At 56.7% G+C, this 19309-nt stretch carries 16 protein-coding genes; 10 read left to right on the top strand and 6 right to left on the bottom strand.

The annotated features are described in order from the left end of the window. Nucleotides 1–105: 105 nt before the first annotated feature. Nucleotides 106–798, top strand: a complete 693-nt coding sequence (locus tag FZF21_RS17620) for an aspartate/glutamate racemase (RefSeq protein WP_015571762.1) — start codon at nucleotides 106–108, stop codon at nucleotides 796–798. Here the strand turns inward: FZF21_RS17620 and FZF21_RS17615 are convergent. Further along, entirely contained in the window at nucleotides 793–1719 is a 927-nt protein-coding gene (locus tag FZF21_RS17615; RefSeq protein WP_149121193.1) for a LysR family transcriptional regulator, read from the bottom strand. The two genes, FZF21_RS17620 and FZF21_RS17615, sit on opposite strands and share 6 nt — an antisense overlap. Before the next feature lie 120 nt (nucleotides 1720–1839). Between FZF21_RS17615 and lysA the strand changes: the two genes are divergently transcribed. Further along, nucleotides 1840–3102: a diaminopimelate decarboxylase gene (gene lysA, locus FZF21_RS17610; protein WP_017692727.1), complete on the top strand. Its 1263-nt coding sequence runs from the start codon at nucleotides 1840–1842 to the stop codon at nucleotides 3100–3102. Here lysA and FZF21_RS17605 read toward each other — a convergent pair. Continuing rightward, entirely contained in the window at nucleotides 3072–4109 is a 1038-nt protein-coding gene (locus FZF21_RS17605) for a LacI family DNA-binding transcriptional regulator (protein WP_003862814.1), read from the bottom strand. The genes lysA and FZF21_RS17605 overlap by 31 nt on opposite strands. Before the next feature lie 299 nt (nucleotides 4110–4408). On the opposite strand from FZF21_RS17605, the gene FZF21_RS17600 reads away from it, so the two are divergent. The 4 genes from FZF21_RS17600 (at nucleotide 4409) to FZF21_RS17585 (ending at nucleotide 8494) form a co-directional block, all read left to right on the top strand. Next, entirely contained in the window at nucleotides 4409–5734 is a 1326-nt protein-coding gene (locus tag FZF21_RS17600) for a PTS transporter subunit EIIC (protein WP_032649375.1), read from the top strand. Between the two features lie 7 nt (nucleotides 5735–5741). After that, on the top strand, nucleotides 5742–7169 hold the full coding sequence (locus FZF21_RS17595) for a glycoside hydrolase family 1 protein (RefSeq protein WP_047738357.1): 1428 nt from the start codon (nucleotides 5742–5744) through the stop codon (nucleotides 7167–7169). Nucleotides 7170–7247: 78 nt separating this feature from the next. Next, nucleotides 7248–8021, top strand: coding sequence for an FCD domain-containing protein (locus tag FZF21_RS17590; RefSeq protein WP_003862809.1), 774 nt, complete (start codon nucleotides 7248–7250; stop codon nucleotides 8019–8021). Continuing rightward, nucleotides 8018–8494, top strand: a complete 477-nt coding sequence (locus FZF21_RS17585; RefSeq protein ID WP_032669290.1) for a GNAT family N-acetyltransferase — start codon at nucleotides 8018–8020, stop codon at nucleotides 8492–8494. Before FZF21_RS17590 ends, FZF21_RS17585 begins: the two co-directional genes overlap by 4 nt. Here FZF21_RS17585 and galR read toward each other — a convergent pair. Further along, on the bottom strand, nucleotides 8449–9471 hold the full coding sequence (galR, locus tag FZF21_RS17580; RefSeq protein ID WP_003862806.1) for an HTH-type transcriptional regulator GalR: 1023 nt from the start codon (nucleotides 9469–9471) through the stop codon (nucleotides 8449–8451). The two genes, FZF21_RS17585 and galR, sit on opposite strands and share 46 nt — an antisense overlap. Nucleotides 9472–10088: 617 nt before the next feature. On the opposite strand from galR, the gene aas reads away from it, so the two are divergent. Continuing rightward, entirely contained in the window at nucleotides 10089–12248 is a 2160-nt protein-coding gene (gene aas, locus FZF21_RS17575; protein WP_063945979.1) for a bifunctional acyl-ACP--phospholipid O-acyltransferase/long-chain-fatty-acid--ACP ligase, read from the top strand. Next, entirely contained in the window at nucleotides 12241–13434 is a 1194-nt protein-coding gene (gene lplT / locus FZF21_RS17570; protein WP_047738360.1) for a lysophospholipid transporter LplT, read from the top strand. The genes aas and lplT overlap by 8 nt, the downstream gene beginning before the upstream one ends. Nucleotides 13435–13527: 93 nt before the next feature. Here the strand turns inward: lplT and FZF21_RS17565 are convergent, their stop codons facing one another. The 3 genes from FZF21_RS17565 to mutH form a co-directional block, all read right to left on the bottom strand. Beyond that, complete coding sequence (locus FZF21_RS17565; protein ID WP_015571754.1) at nucleotides 13528–14568, bottom strand: NADP(H)-dependent aldo-keto reductase; 1041 nt, start codon at nucleotides 14566–14568, stop codon at nucleotides 13528–13530. A gap of 132 nt (nucleotides 14569–14700) precedes the next feature. After that, the gene (locus FZF21_RS17560) at nucleotides 14701–14919 is read right to left on the bottom strand and encodes a YgdI/YgdR family lipoprotein (protein ID WP_003862794.1); all 219 of its coding nucleotides are present in this window, start codon (nucleotides 14917–14919) and stop codon (nucleotides 14701–14703) included. 128 nt (nucleotides 14920–15047) lie between these two features. Next, nucleotides 15048–15740 (bottom strand): DNA mismatch repair endonuclease MutH, encoded by a 693-nt coding sequence (gene mutH, locus FZF21_RS17555; RefSeq protein WP_033487604.1) that lies wholly within the window; start codon nucleotides 15738–15740, stop codon nucleotides 15048–15050. Between the two features lie 683 nt (nucleotides 15741–16423). On the opposite strand from mutH, the gene rppH reads away from it, so the two are divergent. Together rppH and ptsP are read left to right on the top strand one after the other, a co-directional pair. Beyond that, a complete protein-coding gene (gene rppH / locus FZF21_RS17550) occupies nucleotides 16424–16954 on the top strand; it encodes an RNA pyrophosphohydrolase (protein ID WP_003862791.1) in 531 nt (176 codons plus the stop codon). Between the two features lie 12 nt (nucleotides 16955–16966). After that, nucleotides 16967–19213 (top strand): phosphoenolpyruvate--protein phosphotransferase, encoded by a 2247-nt coding sequence (ptsP, locus tag FZF21_RS17545; RefSeq protein WP_015571752.1) that lies wholly within the window; start codon nucleotides 16967–16969, stop codon nucleotides 19211–19213. The last annotated feature ends 96 nt before the right edge of the window (nucleotides 19214–19309 follow it).

Here is a 19309-nt window from a genome sequence, read left to right as displayed (position 1 = left end):
TTTCAATTAATTTATCTCACCCGCGGCGAAAAGGAAACGTTTAGCCAAATAACTGGAAAGGCGATCACAAGTTTGCTTCACTGGGTGAAACGCACAGGAGGAAAGATGAAAACGATCGGTCTGTTAGGGGGCATGAGCTGGGAATCAACGATCCCGTACTACCGCCTGATTAATGAAGGTGTCAAACAGCGTCTGGGCGGTCTGCATTCGGCCAGCCTGCTGCTGCACAGCGTGGATTTCCATGAAATAGAAGCCTGCCAGTCGAGCGGGGAGTGGGACAAAGCCGGGCAGATGCTGGCGGACGCCGCGCTCGGGCTGGAGCGTGCGGGCGCGCAGGGTATTCTGCTGTGTACCAACACCATGCATAAGGTGGCGTCGCACATTGAAGACCGCTGTTCGCTGCCGTTCTTACATATCGCGGATGCCACCGGGCGTGCCATACGTGCCGCCGGCATGACGCGCGTGGCGCTGCTGGGGACGCGCTACACCATGGAGCAGGATTTTTACCGCGGGCGGCTGAACAGCCAGTTCGGGATTGAAAGCCTGATCCCCGAAGAGGCCGACCGGGCGCGCATTAACCAGATTATTTTTGATGAGCTGTGTCTGGGCACCTTCAGCGAAACGTCGCGCGCATGGTATGTCAGCGTGATTGAGAAACTGGCGCAGCAGGGGGCGGAAGGGGTCATCTTCGGCTGTACCGAAATTGGCCTGCTGGTGCCGGCAGACCAAAGCCCGATAACGGTCTTCGATACCGCCGCCATCCATGCCGCGGATGCGGTGGAGTTTATGCTGTCATAGTGGTTTTTGCAGGTCAGGTAAGCGAAGCGCCACCTGACGCGCGTGCGCAATCAGGTGTTCACTAAACGCATCAACCAGCGCTGAGGCGGGCCGGTGCAGCGGGCGGATCAGGCTCACGGTAAAGGGAACGGAAACGCTAAAACGGCGCAGAACCACGCCGCTGCTGGCGTAGTCCATGGCCGTGAGCGGGTTCACCACCGAAATACCCACGCCCGCGCGCACCATCGCGCAAATTGACGCCGCACTGTGCGTTTCCATTACCATCCGCCGCTTCACCTGATGTTCGGCAAACAGGCCATCCAGAAGCTGCCGGTAGCTGTCGGTCTGCGACAGGCTGATATAGTTCTCACCGTGAAAATCCGCCGGCGTCAGCTCCGCTTTGTGGGCAAGCGGGTGGCTGGCAGGTAGCACGCAGACCTCATCCAGCGACAGCAGCTCCGTGCGTTCCGTTCCCGCTGGCGTGACGAGGGTTTCGGTCAGACCCAGATCGTGGCGCTGGGCCGAAAGCCACTCCTCCAGCAGCGGCGACTCCTGCGGCACGATGGTCAGGCTGACCTCCGGATAGCGGGCCAGAAACGGCTGTAACAGTACCGGCAGGAATGACTGGGAAAAGACCGGCAGGCAGACGATGGACAGCTCGCCCTGGCGGAACTCCCTCAGGCTCTCTGCCGCGCTCACGATCCTGTCCAGCCCGTACCAGGAGCGCTGAACCTCCTCAAACAGACGTAAACCCTGCACCGTTGGATGCAGCCTGCCGCGGGTGCGTTCAAACAGCTTCAGCCCCAGCACTTTCTCAAAACGCGCCAGCTCGCGGCTGACCGTCGGCTGCGAGGTGTGCAGCATGTGCGCGGCTTCAGTGAGATTGCCGGTGGTCATTACCGCATGAAAAATCTCGATATGGCGTATGTTAACGGCGGGCATAGGGCACCTGATGGCTGAGCGTAGTCCATATCATTTTTGCATAGACTCAAGATAAAACGATATTTTTTATTCTCTTCAGGCTATGGCGTAATGATAAAAAACAGATTTCCGGAGACGACCATGCCACGCCCACTCAACCAGACTGAGACCGATTTAAACGCCGATAACCTGCTGCGCCTGCCTGCCGAATTCGGCTGTCCGGTGTGGGTCTACGATGCACAGATTGTCCGCGAGAAGATCGCCGCGCTGCATCAGTTTGACGTGGTGCGTTTTGCGCAGAAGGCCTGCTCCAATATTCATATTCTGCGCCTGATGCGCGAGCAGGGCGTGAAGGTTGACTCCGTATCGCTGGGTGAGATCGAACGTGCACTGGCGGCCGGGTTTGATCCGAAAGCCGACAGCGACGCGATCGTCTTTACCGCTGACCTGATAGACGACGCCACGCTGGCGCGCGTGCATGAGCTGCAAATCCCGGTCAATGCCGGTTCGGTGGATATGCTGGAACAGCTTGGGCAGGTCTCTCCTGGCCATCGCGTCTGGCTGCGCATCAACCCGGGCTTTGGTCACGGTCACAGTCAGAAAACCAACACCGGGGGCGAAAACAGCAAGCACGGGATCTGGTATGCCGATATGCCTGCGGCGCTGGAGGTTTTACAACGCTACAACCTCAAGCTGGTGGGCATTCACATGCATATCGGGTCCGGCGTGGATTACGGCCATCTTGAGCAGGTCTGTGGCGCCATGGTGCGTCAGGTTATCGATTTTGGTCAGGATCTGGAGGCGATCTCCGCCGGGGGAGGGCTTTCGATTCCTTACCGCGAAGGGGAAGAGGCGATCGACACGGATCACTATTACGGCCTGTGGAGCGCCGCGCGTGACAGCATCGCCGCCCATCTGGGCCATGCGGTGAAGCTGGAGATTGAGCCGGGTCGTTTCCTGGTTGCCGAGGCCGGCGTGCTGGTGGCGCAGGTGCGGAGCGTGAAGGAGATGGGAAGCCGTCACTTTGTGCTGATTGATGCTGGCTTCAACGATCTGATGCGCCCGTCCATGTACGGCAGCTATCATCACATCACCGCACTTGCCGCCGATGGCCGCGATCTGGTTAACGCCCCGCGCATCGAGACCGTTGTTGCCGGCCCGCTGTGTGAATCCGGTGACGTCTTTACTCAGCAGGAAGGCGGGAAAGTCGAAACCCGTTCGCTGCCAGAGGTAAAACCGGGAGATTATCTGGTGCTGCATGATACCGGTGCGTACGGGGCGTCTATGTCTTCCAACTACAATAGCCGCCCGCTGCTGCCGGAAGTACTGTTTGATAACGGCGTGGCGCGGCTGATTCGCCGTCGCCAGACCATTCAGGAGCTGCTGGCGTTAGAGCTGGTCTGATTAAACCAGGGCCCTGTTGTCACCGAATCGCGTAACACCAGCGTGCCGGTGAACGGCGGGATCGCTTCAACCGGCTGGTTTTTTGCCAGCCGGATCGCCTGGTCGATCGCCGTGACGATCATGTTGTCGATCGGCAGATACACCGACGACAGGGCAGGCTCCAGCCACTTTGCGCTGGGGGCATCGTCAAAACCAAACAGCGAAATATCCTGCGGGATCTTCAGCCCGGCCTGGTGTAATGCTTTGGAGGCGCCCAGGGCCATATCATCGTTACAGGCAAACAGGGCGCTGAACGATGTCTTTTCCGCAATCAGCTCCTTGCACAGCTCGTAACCCCGCGTCATGCCTGCATCGCCGTATTTAATCCGCCGCTCGTCGAGACGAATACCGTGCTTCTCCAGCGCCTTACGGTAGCCCATCAGTCGCGCTTTACCCGTTGGCGTGTGGATCGGGACGGTGATACAGGCGATCTCCCGGTGGCCCTGGCTTATCAGGTAATCCACCGCTTTGAAGGCTGCGTCCTGCTGTTCAAAGAAGACGCAGCGATCCGCCGCCTGGCTCACTTCACGGTTAATGATCACCAGCGGCGTCTGCACGCTGTTGATCAGCTTCAGGATCGTCTTTTCGCTCATGTAACGCGTATACAGCACGATGGCGTCGCACTTGCGATCGGCGAGCATCTGGACCGCCTGTTCTTCCTGCTCAGGGGCGTCGTGACCGTCGGTAACAATCAGCTGTTTTCCGTGCTTTTCGGTCTGCCGTGACGCCTGCTGTAGCAAACGACCAAAGTAAAAACCGTCGAACGTCGAGACGACCAGACCAATGCTGTTGCTGGTCTGGTTAGCCAGCGAACGCGCGAGAAAGTTCGGACGATAGCCCAGCTCCTCCATCGCGCGAAATACCTGCTGACGCGTGCTCTCTTTAACCTGACCTGTGCCGTTCAGCACGCGCGAAACGGTGGCCTTCGACACGCCCGCACGCAGTGAGACATCCAGCATTGTTGCCATTCGAAATTCCTGTTTCCACGTAATGGTTTGCAGTTTAACACAGACCATCCGGCGCATAAGCGACGTGGGAAGGGCAAAACCCCATAACGATCACGCTTTTCGGTAACGATCCTCGCCCGCGGGATAAATGCCTGTCATTGGCATGCCAAAATGGTGATAAATCGCAATCTGGAATACCTCTTACCTCATTGAGAGCTTAATCACAGAACAAAGCGCCTGTGGACGCTATTTTTGGCATACCAATAGTATCCGGCTGTCCATCTTATTCAATAAAAGCCCTTTTACTGAGGTATTACCCTATGGCATTTCAGGAAAAACTGATCGACGCTCTGGGCAGTTTTGCCACCACCTTCAACAGCTATCGCTATATCCAGGCGATCAAGTCTGCGTTTATTACCTTAATGCCGGTCATCATTGTGGGGGCGTTCTCGGTACTGATCTCCAATATGGTGCTGGATCCGAAAAACGGCCTGGCGAGCTTTCAGTCGCTGTCGTTTCTGGCGGCGTTAAAGCCGATCACCAGCGCGCTGAACTATGCCACGCTCAACTTTCTCAACATCGGCGCGGTGTTTTTAATCGGCATTGAGCTGGGGCGTATTAACGGCATTAAGTCCCTGTTCCCCGGCCTGCTGGCGGTGATCTGCTTTATCTGCGTGACGCCGACCACGGTGGAAATGCTGGTGGACGGCGAGATGCACGTGGTGAAAGATGTGCTGCTGCGCCAGTTCTCGGATACCCGCAGCCTGTTCCTCGGCATGTTTATCGCCATCCTGTCAGTGGAGATTTACTGCTGGCTGGAAAACCGCAAGGGGCTGAAAATCAGGATGCCAGACACGGTGCCGCCGAACGTCGCCGCGTCGTTCTCTGCGCTGATCCCGGCCATTATCACCACCACCGCCATCGCCACCTTTGGCTTCGTGTTTCATCGGGTTACCGGAATGTATCTCTACGACGCGGTTTACCAGGTGGTGCAACAGCCGCTGGAGCGCGTGGTGCAAAGCCTGCCGGGGATCCTGCTGCTGATGTTTGTCGCCCAGCTGTTCTGGGTGATTGGTATTCACGGCAACCAGATGATCAAGCCGATCCGCGAGCCGCTGCTGCTGGGGGCGATCACTGTCAACATGAGCGCGTTCGAGCAGGGCAAAGAGGTGCCAAACATCATCACCATGCCGTTCTGGGACGTCTATATGAGCATCGGCGGCTCCGGCCTGACCATCGGCCTGCTGATAGCCGTCATGATTGCCACCAAACGTAAAGAGATGAAGGAGATCGCTAAGCTCTCCATCGGCCCGGGTATTTTTAACATCAACGAGCCGGTGATCTTCGGGATGCCAGTCATGCTCAACCCGATCCTGGCTATCCCGTTCATCATCACGCCGCTGGTGACGGGCTCGATTGGCTACTTTGCCACCGTGACCGGATTTGCCGGGAAAGCCGTGGTGATGGTGCCCTGGACCACGCCGCCGCTGATCAACGCCTGGCTGTCAACCGCGGGCTCCATGGGGGCGGTGATCACCCAGTTTATCTGCATCGTGACCGCGGTGATTATCTATCTGCCGTTTGTGAAAATTGCCTCACGCCGCGCAGATCAGGCCGCACTGCAACAAGCCACCGATAACGCATGAGGACAGGATGAGCATAAAACAGATAACCATACCGCCAGATTTTATGCTGGGCGCGGCGGCATCGGCCTGGCAGACCGAGGGCTGGAGCGGCAAAAAGTCGGGGCAGGATTCGTGGATCGATCTCTGGTACAAGAACGATCGTCACGTCTGGCACAACGGCTACGGCCCGGCGGTGGCAACCGACTTTATCAATCGCTTTCGCGAAGACGTGGCGCTGATGAAGCAGGCGGGACTGACCCACTATCGCACCTCGATCAACTGGTCGCGCTTTTTGACCGACTATGAAAACGCCACCGTAGATGAAGAGTACGCCGCTTATTACGACGCGCTGTTCGATGAAATGCACCGTCAGGGCATTGAGCCGATGATCTGCCTGGAACACTACGAATTGCCGGGCGTGCTGCTGGAGACCTACGGCGGCTGGGCGTCGAAGCACGTCGTCGAGCTGTTCGTTCGCTATGCGGAAAAGGTGTTTGAGCGCTTTCACGGCAAAGTCACCCGCTGGTTTACCTTCAACGAGCCGATTGTGGTCCAGACGCGCGTCTACCTCGACGCGCTGCGCTGGCCCTATGAGCAGAACACCAGCACCTGGATGCAGTGGAACCACCATAAGGTGCTGGCGACGGCGAAAGTGGTGAAGCTGTTTCGCGAGAAAGGGTATGACGGCACGGTGGGTTGTATTCTCAACCCGGAGGTGACCTACCCGCGCTCGCGCGCGCCGCATGACGTGCGGGCGGCAGAGATGTACGATCTGTTCTATAACCGCGTCTTTCTTGACCCGCTGGTGCACGGGCGCTATCCGCAGGCGCTTTTTACCCTGCTGGCGCAGCATCAGGTGCAGTGGGATTACACGGCTGACGAGCTGGCGCTGATTGCCGACAACACCGTCGACGAGCTGGGCATTAACCTCTATTACCCGCATCGCGTCAAAGCCCCGTCCCGCGCCTGGCACCCGGAGACGCCGTTCCACCCGGCGTACTACTACGAGCCGTTCGAGCTGCCGGGGCGGAGGATGAACACCTCCCGCGGCTGGGAGATCCTCCCGCGCATTATTTACGACATGGCGATGCGGATTAAAAACGACTATCGCAACATTGAATGGTTTGTGGCGGAAAGCGGGATGGGCGTGGAGAACGAAGCGCAGTTTCGCAATCGCGACGGCATTATCGATGACGCATACCGCATTGCGTTTCTCAGCGAACATCTTTATTACACGCTGCTGGCGCGGGAGGCGGGGGCTAACTGCCACGGCTATATGCTGTGGGCCTTCACCGACAACGTCTCCCCGATGAACGCGTTTAAAAACCGCTACGGGCTTATTGAGATCGACCTTGAAAACCATCGCGCACGGCGGGCAAAGAAATCGGCATCCTGGTTTCGCCAGCTGCGCGATGAGCGTGTGCTGACGCTCAGGGTTGACGATGAATGGAAGTAAGCCTTCTGGTAAAATAGCGCACAAACTGGCCGGGAGGACGTCCGGCCCGCGCATTAACTGAAAAACACAGGTGAAAACGTGGATAAGGCTGTCATCCTGCCGGAAAAAAAACAGTACCAGGAGATTGGCGAGGATTTACGGGCGCAGATTATCCAGGGGCATTATCCCGTGGGATCGCGTCTGCCGCCGGAGCGCAACATCGCCGAGACGTATGGCGTGAGCCGCACTATCGTGCGCGAGGCGCTGCTGATGCTTGAGCTACAGGGGACGGTGGATATTCGCCAGGGGTCTGGCGTGTACGTGATGCGCATTCCGGAGGAGCATGAAAACGAGGAAGAACGTTTTCTGAACAGTGACGTGGGTCCGTTTGAAATTCTTCAGGCGCGCCAGCTGCTTGAAAGCAACATTGCCGCCTTTGCCGCAAAAATGGCGACGCGGGCGGATATCGACAACCTGCGCCGCATCATCGAGCAGGAGCAACGGGCTATTGCCGCCGACGATCGCAGCCAGGACAACAACAAAATGTTCCACCTGGTGCTGGCGGGAGCCACACAAAACCAGATGCTGCTGGCGACCGTTGAAAGCGTCTGGCATCACATGGACAGCAGCCCGCTGTGGCAGCAGTTTAATGGCCACATCGCCAGCCGCGCATGGCGGCTGAAATGGCTCGGCGACAGGCAAACCATTCTCGCTGCGCTCCGCCGCCGCGACGTGATGGGGGCGTGGCAGGCGATGTTCCAGCATCTTGAAAACGTCAAAAAGAGCCTGCTTGAGCTGTCAGACGAAGACGCGCCCGATTTTGACGGCTATCTCTTTGAATCGGTCCCCCTTTTCCAGGGGAAACTGGTGTGAATATACTGCCGCTTCACGCTGCGCCGCAGTTTACACAGCGGGTGATCGACTGGATCTGGAACGCGTTTGGTGAAGGTATGCCGCGTGCCTTTTTCCAGAGCATTGTTGAGCACAGCCTGACGCCGGGCGAGTTACCGCTCACCTTTATTGCCGTTGAGGATGACCAGCTGCTGGGCACCGTTGGGTTGTGGCGTTGCGATTTAATTTCCCGACAGGATCTCCACCCCTGGCTGGCTGCGCTGTATGTCGATGAAGCCGCCCGGGGAAACGGGCTGGCGGGAAAACTTCAGCGGCATGTTATCGGCTACGCGCGACGCGCCGGATATCACGAGCTTCATCTCTGGTCTGCCTGCCGCGACTTCTACGAACGTTACGGCTGGCACTACATCGGCGATGCGCTGGAATACCCGGATAAAACCGTCCATCTCTATCGCTGTTCGCTCACGGCTTCCGCGGGCGATACCACCGAGTGACGGCGCACTAAGGTTGGGCTGAACAGGTGGGTAATTTCCGGTGGCGGGCGATGCTCGGCCAGCGCTAACGCCAGTTCTGCCGCCTGCGTTGCCATGGTCACAATCGGGTAGCGCACGGTGGTCAGGCGAGGGCGCACGTAGCGCGACACCAGCACATCATCAAAGCCAATCAGCGAAATTTCTGCCGGGACGTCAATCCCGTTATCATTCAGCACGCCCATTGCGCCGGCGGCCATGGAGTCGTTATAGCTGGCCACGGCGGTGAAATTCCGCCCGCGGCCCAGCAGCTCCGTCATCGCCTGCTCGCCGCCACTCTCATCCGGTTCTCCGTACGCCACAAGACGATCGTTGCACGGCAGACCGGCTTCGCGCAGCGCGTCGTAATAGCCCTGAAGGCGATCTTCCGCATCGGAAATTGGGTGGTTGGAGCACAGATAACCAATTCGGGTATGGCCCTGCTGGATCAGATGACGGGTTGCGAGCCATGCGCCGTAACGGTCGTCGAGCGCCACGCAGCGGGTTTCAAAACCGGGAATAATACGGTTGATAATCACCATCCCCGGCATCTGTTTCATCAGATGGATCAGCTCGGCGTCGGGGATCATTTTTGCATGGACCACCAGCGCCGCACAGCGATGACGGATCAGCTGCTCAATGGCCTGGCGCTCTTTCTGTTCATTGTGGTAGCCATTACCAATCAGCAGGAAATTTCCGGTGTGATAAGAAACTTGTTCTACGGCTTTGACCATTGCACCGAAAAACGGATCGGATACATCCCCGACCACCAGCCCGATGGTTTCTGTCGACTGCTGGGCAAGGGCGCGCGCGTTGGCGTTAGGGTGATAATTCAGGTTTTCCATGGCGTCCTGCACGGCCTGGCGCGATGCATCACTCGCTTTAGGGGAGTTGTTGATCACGCGGGAGACGGTCGCGACGGAAACACCGGCCAGACGAGCCACATCCTTAATTGTCGCCATTCAATACCTTCTTATAGGGGTAAGCGTTTACACACTAACTAGTGTTGCGGAAAAGCGGCGCGCATTCAAGGGGAGCGGGTAAGCGTCCTCTGCAAACGTGAAGCAGAACATCCCTCGCGGTGTAATCGTTACACGGCCAGTCATGTCTGAATAATGTCAATCTGAACCTTTAGTTACACTTTGCCTCAGGCTGTTGCGATTGTCCGTTAGCAACGATGCGTAGTGAATTGCTAGAGTCGAGATCCCAGAGGTATTGATAGGTGGAATCAACTTCGGTTGATTAACACGATTTACACCAACCTGCGTTTTACGCAGGTTTTTTTTTGCCTGTAAGTTCAACCTGTAACAGCAAAAGAGAATATTCACACCTGGTTGCACTTCGGCTCATTCCCTTGCGTTTTCCCGCTGGCGAAGCCTGTCGCCGGAGGCCACAATCAAGATCCCAGAGGTATTGATTGGTGAGAATTCCTGGTACGTTTTCGTACTCTTCTCTTGCACCAACCTGCGCGGATGCGCAGGTTTTTTTTCGCCTCTGTTTTTGCTATCGCTCCCTCACTACTTCTCGTGTAATCTGCCACCATTTATACCTTTCACACTGGCTGGCAAAGGGAGTTGAAATGCTTTTTGGGTTCTTCCGCACACTGTTTCGTGTCCTGTTTCGCATCCGCGTGACTGGCGATACGCAGGCACTCTATGGCGAGCGTGTGCTTATCACACCGAATCACGTCTCTTTTCTTGATGGCGTATTGCTGGCGCTGTTTTTGCCCGTGCGGCCCGTCTTCGCGGTTTACAGCTCCATCAGTGAAAAATGGTACATGCGCTGGCTCAAACCGCTGATTGATTTTGTCCCGCTCGACCCAACCAAACCGATGATGATTAAACATCTGGTGCGTCTGGTTGGGCAGGGGCGCCCGGTGGTTATCTTCCCGGAAGGGCGTATTTCAGTGACGGGCTCCCTGATGAAAATTTACGACGGGGCCGGTTTTGTCGCGGCGAAGTCTCAGGCCACCGTCGTGCCGCTACGCATCGACGGGGCTGAGCTGACCTTTTTCAGCCGTCTGAAAGGGCTGGTGAAGCAGCGTCTGTTCCCGAAAATTACGCTGCATATATTACCGCCGACGCCACTGCCGATGCCCGAGGCGCCGCGCGCGCGCGACCGCCGTAAAATCGCCGGGGAAATGCTGCACCAGATTATGATGGAAGCGCGCATGGCCGTTCGCCCGCGCGAAACGCTGTATGAATCGTTGCTGTCGGCGCAGTATCGCTACGGTGCGAAGAAAAACTGCATCGAAGACATCAATTTTACGCCGGATACCTACCGTAAGCTGTTGACCAAAACGCTGTTTGTCGGGCGTATTCTGGAAAAGTACAGTAAACAGGGCGAAAAGATCGGCCTGATGCTGCCAAACGCGGGTATCAGCGCGGCGGTAATCTTTGGTGCCGTGTCCCGGGGCCGCATTCCGGCGATGATGAACTACACGGCGGGCGTGAAAGGGCTCTCCAGCGCGATTACCGCAGCACAAATCAACACCATCTTTACCTCCCGCCAGTTCCTGGATAAAGGCAAGCTGTGGCACCTGCCGGAACAGCTGACGCAGGTGCGCTGGGTGTTCCTGGAAGATCTGAAAGCAGACGTCACGACCGCCGACAAGCTGTGGATTTTCGCGCACCTGCTGATGCCGCGTCTGGCGCAGGTTAAGCAGCAGCCGGAAGATGATGCCATTATCCTCTTTACCTCCGGCTCTGAAGGCAACCCGAAAGGTGTGGTTCATAGCCACAAAAGCATTCTGGCGAACGTCGAACAGATTAAAACCATTGCTGACTTTACCGCCAACGATCGCTTTATGTCAGCGCTGCCGCTGTTCCACTCATTTGGTCTGACCGTGGGTCTCTTTACGCCGCTGCTGACCGGTGCTGAGGTGTTCCTCTACCCAAGCCCGCTGCACTACCGCATTGTGCCGGAACTGGTTTATGACCGTAACTGCACGGTGCTGTTCGGGACGTCCACCTTCCTCGGTAACTACGCGCGCTTCGCCAACCCGTATGATTTCTTCCGCGTACGCTACGTGGTGGCGGGCGCGGAAAAACTCCAGGACAGCACGCGCCAGATCTGGCAGGACAAGTTTGGCCTGCGCATTCTGGAAGGCTATGGCGTGACGGAGTGCGCGCCGGTGGTCTCCATCAACGTTCCGATGGCGGCAAAACCGGGAACGGTTGGCCGCATTCTGCCGGGGCTGGATGCGCGTCTGCTGGCGGTGCCGGGTATTGAAGACGGAGGACGTCTTCAGCTGAAAGGGCCGAACGTCATGAACGGCTATCTGCGTGTGGAAAACCCGGGCGTGCTTGAGGCGCCGACGGCCGAGAACGTCAATGGCGAGGTTGAAACGGGCTGGTACGACACGGGCGATATCGTGCGCTTCGACGATCAGGGCTTCGTGCAGATCCAGGGACGTGCAAAACGCTTCGCCAAAATCGCCGGGGAAATGGTCTCTCTTGAAATGGTCGAAACGCTGGCGACCGCCGTCTCGGCGGAGAAAATGCATGCGACCGTGGTGAAAAGTGATGCCAGTAAAGGCGAGGCGCTGGTGCTCTTCACGACAGACGGTGAACTGAAGCGTGACGCGCTGCTCAGGTATGCACGCGAACACGGTATCCCCGAGCTGGCGGTCCCCCGCGATATTCGTTACCTCAAACAGTTACCGGTGCTGGGCAGCGGTAAACCCGATTTCGTGACCCTGAAGGGCATGGTTGAAGAGGCAGAACAGCAAAATGCGTGAGTCAGTGCACACTAACACTTCAATCTGGTCGAAAGGCATGATGGCGGTTATCGCCGCCCAGTTTCTTTCCGCGTTCGGCGATAACGCGTTGCTGTTTGCCACGCTGGCATTGCTGAAAGCTGAGTTTTATCCCGACTGGAGCCAGCCGATCCTACAGATGGTGTTTGTGGGTGCTTACATCGTATTTGCGCCGTTTGTCGGCCAGGTGGCGGACAGCTTCCCGAAAGGTCGGGTCATGATGTTTGCCAACAGCCTTAAGCTTCTGGGCGCGGCAAGTATCTGCTTTGGTATCAACCCGTTTGTCGGCTACACGCTGGTGGGCATTGGTGCGGCAGCCTACTCCCCGGCGAAGTACGGTATTCTGGGTGAGCTCACCACCGGTGATAAGCTGGTGAAGGCCAACGGCCTGATGGAGTCCTCCACCATTGCGGCTATTCTGCTGGGTTCGGTGGCGGGTGGCGTACTGGCAGACTGGCATGTGCTCGCCGCGCTTGGCATCTGCGCCCTGATGTACGGTGGCGCGGTGATCGCCAACCTGTTTATCCCCAAACTGGCCGTGGCGCGTCCGGGGCAATCATGGCGCTTCAGGCCCATGACCGGCAGCTTCTTCAACGCCTGCCGCGTACTGTGGCGTAACGGTGAAACACGCTTCTCGCTGATGGGCACCAGCATGTTCTGGGGGGCCGGCGTTACGCTGCGTTTCCTGCTGGTGCTGTGGGTGCCGGTGGCGCTGGGCATTACTGACAACGCCACGCCGACTTATCTGAATGCCATGGTCGCCGTCGGGATTGTTGTCGGGGCCGGGGCTGCGGCAAAACTGGTGACGTTGGAAACCGTCGCGCGCTGCATGCCTGCGGGGATCCTGATTGGCGTCGGCGTTCTGTTCTTCTCCCTGCAACATGCCCTATTGCCTGCCTATGCCCTGCTGTTGCTGATCGGCATGTTAGGCGGTTTCTTTGTGGTGCCGCTAAACGCGCTGTTGCAGGAGCGCGGCAAGCAGACCGTTGGGGCGGGTAACGCCATTGCGGTGCAAAACCTTGGTGAAAACATGGCGATGTTACTGATGCTGGGGATTTACTCGCTGGCGGTAAAAGCAGGTGCGCCGGTCGTGGCAATCGGGGTAGGATTCGGCGCGCTGTTCGCGCTGGCGATTAGCGGTCTGTGGGTCTGGCTGCGTCGTCGTTGAATTGTGCGGCCTGATGCCCTCACCCCGGCCTTCTCCCACGGGGAGAGGGTGAAAACCCTAAAAACGGCAACGCACGTTGCCGTTTTGCTTTTATTACGGTGCCGGGTAGGTATAAACCTGATGCACCGCTTCAATCTCCGCTAATACCTCTTCACTCAGGTTCAGATGGAAACTCTCAATATTGGTTTTCAACTGATCCATCGTCGTTGCGCCGAGCAGGGTACTCGCCACAAACGGCTGACGACGCACGAAGGCCAGCGCCATCTGCGCCGGATCCAGTCCGTGGCGTTTCGCGATATCCACGTAGGCCGCAACGGCTTTTTGCGTCTGCTCGCCGCTATAGCGGGTGAAGCGGCTGAAAAGCGTGTTACGCGCACCAGCCGGTTTCGCGCCGTTCAGGTATTTGCCCGTCAGGGTACCGAAGCCCAGACAGGAGTAGGCGAGCAGCTCCACCTCTTCGTACTGCGTCACCTCCGCCAGACCCACTTCATAACTGCGGTTCAGCAGGCTGTACGGGTTCTGAATGGTCACGATGCGCGGCAGATCGTGTTTATCGGCCAGATGCAGATAGCGCATCACGCCAAACGCCGTCTCGTTGGAAACGCCGATGTAGCGGATCTTACCCGCCCGCTGGCACTCCGTGAGCGCTTCCAGCGTTTCCAGCAGGGTAACTGCCGGAGCACTTTCGTTCCAGGTGTAGCCAAGCTTACCGAAGCAGTTCGTCGGACGCTGCGGCCAGTGCACCTGATAAAGATCGAGATAGTCGGTTTGCAGGCGCTTGAGGCTGGCATCCAGCGCGGCACGGATATTCTTCCGATCGAGGATCTGGTTAGGGCGGATCCCGGCATCGTTATTACGGGAAGGGCCGCTGACTTTGGAGGCGATGACCAGCTTTTCGCGATTACCGCGTTTCGCCAGCCAGTTGCCGACATACGTTTCAGTAAGACCTTGTGTTTCCGGGCGGGGAGGAACGGGGTACATCTCCGCCACGTCAATCAGGTTAATGCCCTGGCTGACGGCGTAATCGAGTTGTGCATGGGCATCGGCTTCGCTGTTTTGTTCACCAAATGTCATGGTGCCCAACCCCAGTTGGCTAATCTCCAGAGCGCTGTGGGGGATACGGTGATAATGCATAGCCGGTTTCCTTTTTTAGACATACAGACTGCGTCAGGAACCTCCCGACAAAGGAATATAAACATGGCAGAGGGAAGGCAAAAGGGGAAGGAAAAAATCAAAAAGGCCAGCAAGCTACTGACCTTTATCTGTTTAACGCTCGATGATCTGGGAGACTTCGTCGCGATTAATCTGCATTTGATTGCCTTCGCGATCGCGGTAACTCACCAGACCGGTATCGTCGTCGACTTCGGGTTTGCCATCGGTCAGGATCATACGACCATCTTTCGTTGACATGACATAGTCGCTGCTGCAACCCGATACCGCAAACGCTAAACCGACTGCTGAGATAATTACTGCCCATTTTTTCATCGTTCTCATCCTCACCTGGCTCGTATCAAATCATAGTGTAGTAATAACCTGATATTACGACAGGTGAAAGGGGGGAAATCTTAAAAAGGAGGAGATTATGTTAGCCGGAGCGCAAAATTGGTAAAAAACTATGTTTTCAACAGGAAGTGGCGTGCCAGCAGCGCCCCGGTGAAATTCTTTTTAAGATAGAAACCGCGCGGCAGCGTCAGGATCGGTTCGCCCTGTGCGCCTACCGCTTCAGTGAGCGCTTTGCTGTTGGCGGCTTTGGGACGAAGTTGCAGCACTTCGCCATGCCGGGCGGTGATACGCTCAACCTGTCCCAGCACAATCATGTCCATCAGCTCTTCCCAGTCCTGGGAAAGCTGTCTCTCCTCTTCTTCATTCGGGCTCCAGAGCAGCGGGGCGCCAACGCGACGCTCAGCCAGCGGGATCTGCCTGTCGCCCTCAACGGGTACCCACAACACCCGCTTCAGCTTATGCCTGACGTGGCTGGTTTCCCATGTCACTCCGCTGTTACCCGTGAGCGGCGCAACGCAGACAAAGGTGGTTTCCAGCGGCCGCCCCTGGCTATCGATGGGGATCGTCTTCAGTTCCACCCCCAGCGCCGCAAAATCTTGCTCGGGTTTACTGCCCGCGCTTGCGCCCAGCCAGCGTTCCAGCAACACGCCGATCCAGCCCTTATCACGCTTTAGATCGTTAGGTATCGTCAACCCCGCCATCACGGCCAGCTCGCCCAGTGAATAGCCTGCCAGGCGTTGTGCCTGCTGGAGCAACTGGGCTTCACTGACGGGAGGAGAGAGCAGTGGGGCGAGAGATTGCATGCTAACGACCTTTTGATTAAAAAATGAGCTGATATTTTATCCCTTGTGGACAGAGTTTACCTTTTTCTGTGCACCTATTCCATGTGGATGATTTATATCATCTTTTTTAGAATACAATCCGTCCCGCGGCGGCTAAAAAACAGGTTGTGCAATTCTGGTCACTGACAATAAACAGGATCTTACACCATGTTATCCACAGAAAAATGGGATAACTGGGAATAACTGCCACTACTGTTTCAATTTACAGCCTTGACGTGCGATGAAAATCGAATTTTCACACAAATTGTGCCTAACTTATTGGCACAAACTGTGGATAAAACCGACGCTGTTCGATCTTTCATCAGCAGGAGGATCTTTGATGTGATGATCGTCACGTTTATCGCCCTGGATACCCTTAATTTCAATATAATTATATGAATTTAAATGATTTGTTATAAGCGGGGTAAATTGGCGGCTCGTCGGGTTACAAGGTTGTTCATCGGTAATTCCGCACTTCTTCACAACTATATCCACAGAAAAGGTGAATAAAAATGGTCTCTGTCGCCCGAATCTGTTTATAACTCCGCACTAAATTGTGAGTTATTCAAATGTTATTAGGTTGCAGGCCTGTAAGAGAGTGGTTTACCGCCTCCCTGTAGTGTGAAACAATCATTCATATATCAGATTTAGTTTGGGGTAGTCCGGTGATTGATGACGATGGCTACCGCCCAAACGTAGGAATAGTAATTTGTAATCGTCAGGGCCAGGTGATGTGGGCCCGGCGATATGGTCAGCACTCCTGGCAGTTCCCGCAAGGCGGGATCAATCCCGGAGAGTCCCCAGAACAAGCGATGTACCGGGAGCTGTTTGAAGAGGTTGGTTTAAGCCGAAAAGATGTTCGCATCCTGGCTTCGACCCGCAACTGGTTGCGTTACAAGTTACCGAAACGTTTGGTGCGTTGGGACACAAAGCCGGTTTGTATCGGCCAGAAACAGAAGTGGTTTCTTTTGCAGTTGGTGGGCAACGATTCAGATATCAATATGCAAACCAGCAGCACGCCAGAGTTTGATGGCTGGCGCTGGGTAAGCTACTGGTATCCGGTTCGTCAGGTCGTGTCATTTAAGCGCGATGTATATCGTAGGGTGATGAAAGAGTTCGCAAGTGTCGTGATGCAGCTTCAGGAGACGCCTCCGAAGCCACAGAGCGCACCTGCCTGGCGACGTAAAAGAGGTTAAGCTACGCAAATCATGCTCACCCGCTTGCGAGAAATAGTTGAAAAGGTTGCCAGTGCGCCTCGCCTCAACGAGGCGCTGAATATTCTGGTGACGGACATCTGTCTTGCGATGGAAACCGAGGTCTGTTCGGTCTACCTGGCCGACCATGACCGACGTTGCTACTACCTGATGGCAACCCGCGGTTTAAAAAAACCACGGGGACGCACCGTCACGCTCGCGTTTGATGAAGGTATTGTTGGCCTGGTCGGGCGACTGGCGGAGCCAATCAACCTTGCCGATGCGCAAAAACACCCCAGCTTCAAATATATCCCTTCCGTCAAAGAGGAGCGGTTCCGCGCTTTCCTTGGCGTGCCGATTATTCAGCGTCGTCAACTGCTTGGCGTGCTTGTTGTCCAGCAGCGCGAGTTGCGTCAGTACGACGAAAGCGAGGAGTCCTTCCTCGTCACGCTGGCAACGCAAATGGCTGCGATCCTCTCTCAGTCTCAGCTGGCAGCCCTTTTTGGGCAGTATCGTCATACCCGCATCCGCGCGCTTCCGGCCTCGCCGGGCGTCGCGATTGCCGAAGGCTGGATGGATGCCACGCTCCCGCTGATGGAGCAGGTCTACGAAGCCTCGACGCTGGATGAAGCGCTTGAGCGCGAACGGCTTACCGCTGCGCTGGAAGAGGCGGCAAATGAGTTTCGTCGCTACAGCAAACGCTTTGCCGCTGGCGCTCAAAAAGAGACGGCGGCCATTTTCGACCTCTACTCACACCTGCTTTCCGATGCGCGTTTGCGTCGTGAGTTATTTGCCGAGGTCGATAAAGGTTCGGTGGCAGAATGGGCGGTTAAAAAGGTCATTGAAAAATTTGCCGAGCAGTTTGCGGTGCTGACTGACGGTTATCTGAAAGAGCGCGCCGGCGATTTACGCGCGCTTGGGCAACGTCTGCTGTTCCACCTTGATGATACTATTCAGGGGGCGAATGCCTGGCCGAGCCGGTTTGTACTGGTGGCCGATGAACTCTCGGCGACGACGCTGGCGGAATTACCGCAGGACAGGCTGGCGGGCGTAGTGGTGCGCGATGGCGCAGCTAACTCCCATGCCGCCATTATGGTGCGCGCGCTCGGTATTCCGACCGTGATGGGGGCGGATATTCAGCCCTCCGTACTGCACCGCCGTACGCTGGTGGTGGACGGATACCGCGGTGAGTTGCTGGTGGATCCTGAGCCGGTTCTCCTTCAGGAGTACCAGCGTCTTATCAGCGAAGAGAATGAATTAAGCAAGCTGGCGGAAGATGACGTCAACCTGCCCGCGCAGCTCAAGAGCGGTGAGCGGGTGAAGGTGATGCTCAATGCTGGCTTAAGCCCTGAGCATGAAGAGAAGCTCGGCAGCCGCATCGATGGCATCGGCCTCTACCGCACCGAAATACCGTTTATGCTGCAAAGCGGCTTCCCGTCAGAAGAGGAGCAGGTGGCGCAGTATCAGGGCATGTTGCAGATGTTTAACGACAAACCCGTCACGTTGCGCACCCTGGACGTCGGCGCGGATAAGCAACTGCCCTATATGCCCATCAGTGAAGAGAATCCCTGCCTCGGCTGGCGTGGGATCCGCATAACCCTCGATCAGCCGGAAATCTTCCTTATCCAGGTTCGTGCGATGCTGCGTGCCAACGCGGCCACGGGGAATCTCAGCATTTTGCTGCCGATGGTCACCAGTATTGACGAGATCGACGAAGCGCGGCGGTTGATAGAACGTGCAGGGCGCGAAGTGGAAGAGATGATCGGCTATGCGATCCCTAAACCCCGTATTGGCGTGATGCTTGAAGTGCCTTCGATGGTCTTTATGTTGCCGCAGCTGGCGACCCGCGTTGATTTTATCTCCGTTGGCACCAACGACTTAACGCAATACATTCTGGCGGTCGATCGCAACAATACGCGCGTTGCCAGCATCTACGACAGCCTGCATCCGGCGATGCTTCGTGCCCTGGCGATGATCGCCCGCGAAGCCGAGCAGCATAATATCGACCTGCGCCTGTGCGGTGAAATGGCCGGCGATCCGATGTGCGTGGCGATCCTGATTGGTCTCGGTTTCCGTCACCTGTCAATGAACGGACGTTCCGTTGCGCGTGTGAAATACCTGTTACGTCACATCGAACAAGATGAGGCGCGCGAACTGGCCGCGCGTAGCCTGGAAGCACAGCTGGCAGCCGAAGTGCGCCATCAGGTGGCTGCGTTTATGGAGCGACGCGGCATGGGCGGTTTGATCCGCGGCGGCCGCTGATCCCCACAAAATAATGACGGCTCGGACGCCCCCCTCTCCCTTGAGGGAGAGGGATGGGGTGAGGGGGAACAGCGCGCATGAAACCCTATACACATC

It is taken from the genome of Enterobacter sp. LU1 (assembly GCF_008271405.2).
Lineage (GTDB): Bacteria > Pseudomonadota > Gammaproteobacteria > Enterobacterales > Enterobacteriaceae > Enterobacter > Enterobacter hormaechei_C.
Note: the sequence above shows the minus strand (reverse complement) of the source record. Positions and strands in the feature narration are given on the sequence as shown.

Coding starts and splice junctions, on each gene's coding strand:
- aas (WP_063945979.1), top strand. CDS start 10,089: ATGCTTTTTGGGTTCTTCCGCACACTGTTTCGTGTCCTGTTTCGCATC.
- FZF21_RS17615 (WP_149121193.1), bottom strand. CDS start 1,719: ATGCCCGCCGTTAACATACGCCATATCGAGATTTTTCATGCGGTAATG.
- FZF21_RS17605 (WP_003862814.1), bottom strand. CDS start 4,109: ATGGCAACAATGCTGGATGTCTCACTGCGTGCGGGCGTGTCGAAGGCC.
- lplT (WP_047738360.1), top strand. CDS start 12,241: ATGCGTGAGTCAGTGCACACTAACACTTCAATCTGGTCGAAAGGCATG.
- ptsP (WP_015571752.1), top strand. CDS start 16,967: ATGCTCACCCGCTTGCGAGAAATAGTTGAAAAGGTTGCCAGTGCGCCT.
- FZF21_RS17565 (WP_015571754.1), bottom strand. CDS start 14,568: ATGCATTATCACCGTATCCCCCACAGCGCTCTGGAGATTAGCCAACTG.
- FZF21_RS17600 (WP_032649375.1), top strand. CDS start 4,409: ATGGCATTTCAGGAAAAACTGATCGACGCTCTGGGCAGTTTTGCCACC.
- FZF21_RS17595 (WP_047738357.1), top strand. CDS start 5,742: ATGAGCATAAAACAGATAACCATACCGCCAGATTTTATGCTGGGCGCG.
- FZF21_RS17620 (WP_015571762.1), top strand. CDS start 106: ATGAAAACGATCGGTCTGTTAGGGGGCATGAGCTGGGAATCAACGATC.
- lysA (WP_017692727.1), top strand. CDS start 1,840: ATGCCACGCCCACTCAACCAGACTGAGACCGATTTAAACGCCGATAAC.
- mutH (WP_033487604.1), bottom strand. CDS start 15,740: ATGCAATCTCTCGCCCCACTGCTCTCTCCTCCCGTCAGTGAAGCCCAG.
- galR (WP_003862806.1), bottom strand. CDS start 9,471: ATGGCGACAATTAAGGATGTGGCTCGTCTGGCCGGTGTTTCCGTCGCG.
- FZF21_RS17560 (WP_003862794.1), bottom strand. CDS start 14,919: ATGAAAAAATGGGCAGTAATTATCTCAGCAGTCGGTTTAGCGTTTGCG.